The organism is Tritonibacter sp. SIMBA_163 (assembly GCF_046535935.1).
Taxonomy (GTDB): Bacteria; Pseudomonadota; Alphaproteobacteria; order Rhodobacterales; family Rhodobacteraceae; genus Epibacterium; species Epibacterium scottomollicae.
In genome coordinates, this window is record NZ_JAWJBP010000061.1 from 1 (window position 1) to 1,528 (window position 1,528).

At 59.9% G+C, this 1,528-nt stretch carries 1 pseudogene; it reads left to right on the top strand.

Going from position 1 to position 1,528, the window contains the following annotated elements:
- The first annotated feature begins 82 nt into the window (after window positions 1-82).
- A pseudogene (locus R0J92_RS21345) lies at window positions 83-1,453 on the top strand (transposase).
- The last annotated feature ends 75 nt before the right edge of the window (window positions 1,454-1,528 follow it).

Genomic DNA, 1,528 nt, shown 5'->3' on the forward strand with positions numbered 1-1,528 from the left:
GGGCGTATTTTGTTGAAAAACTCGCCCTTGATTGCAGGGCTCTCGGCTGATTCAATTCCCTTAATAGGTGGGAGGATCGGTGATGATGGGACCGCGGCAGGAGGCGCAACCGGCGCTGTTCTATGAGTTCTCGCTTGAGGATCATGTTCCGCAGAACCACCTGCTGCGGTCCATCGACCGGTTTGTGGATTTGTCCGAGATCCGCACCTACCTCGCCGATTTCTACAGCCACACCGGGCGCCCATCCGTTGACCCAGAACTGCTGATCCGCATGCTTCTGGTCGGCTACTGCTTCGGTATCCGGTCGGAACGGCGGCTGTGTGAAGAAGTCCATTTGAACTTGGCGTATCGCTGGTTTTGCCGCCTGGATTTGATCGACCGAATTCCGGATCACTCTACGTTCTCCAAGAACCGGCACGGGCGTTTCCGCGACAGCGAATTGCTGCGCCACCTGTTCGAGTCACTGTCGCTCGGTGCATCGAGGAAGGCTTGGTCAGCGGGCAGCGCATGGCCATCGACGCCAGCCTGATCGAAGCTGATGCCAACAAGCAGAACTCGACCCCGAAGGAGGATTGGGACCCGGCGCGGGTCAATCCTGCCGACGCGCCCCGCGCCGTTCGCGAGTATTTCGATACCCTGGACGAAGCCGCCTTTGGCGCGGCCAGCGAGGTGCGGCCCAAGTTTACCTCGCATTCCGATCCGGCCAGCCAGTGGACTGCGGCGCGCAAGGGGCCGGCATTCTTCAGCTATTCCGACAACTACCTGATCGATACGGACCATGGCGTGATTGTGGACGTGGAGGCTACAAGGTCGACCCGTCAGGCCGAGGTCGGATCGACGAAGACCATGCTTGAGCGGGTGAAGGCCAAGTTCGACTTGCACCCAGAGCGCCTGATCGCGGACACGGCTTATGGCACCGCGCCGATGTTAGGATGGCTGGTTGACCGCGAAATTACCCCGCACATCCCTGTCTTGCAGCGACGGGACCTGGACCCGGGCCGACTTTGAGTGGGATGCCGAGAACAATCAATACATCTGCCCGGAAGGCCAAGAGCTGAAGCAATTCCGCCGGAACTACTCCGATCCGAACCGCGGGCCGACCGGCAAGGGCGTCGCCAAATACCGGTGCCTGAAGCACACATGCCAGGCCTGCCCCTCGAAGTCGCGTTGCTGCCCTAACATGGACTTCCGGTCGATCACCCGCGAGGAACATGAAGACGCCCGCCAGGTTGCCCGCGACATTGCGAAAACCGAGCAATACGTGATCTCGATGAAGCTGAGGAAGAAGGTCGAAATGCTCTTCGCCCACCTCAAGCGCATCCTCGGTCTGAACAGGCTCAGATTACGAGGCCCATGCGGGGCAAAGGACGAATTCCTACTCGCCGCCACCGCCCAAAACCTTCGCAAACTGGCCAAGATCCTTCCTGCACCGCAGCAAACGCGAAACGCCTGACGAGAAAGGCACTCGCGCCATGTTCTGGCGTCGGCATTCTGCGCTCGCTAACGAGTGTTTTTCCACAGAATCGGC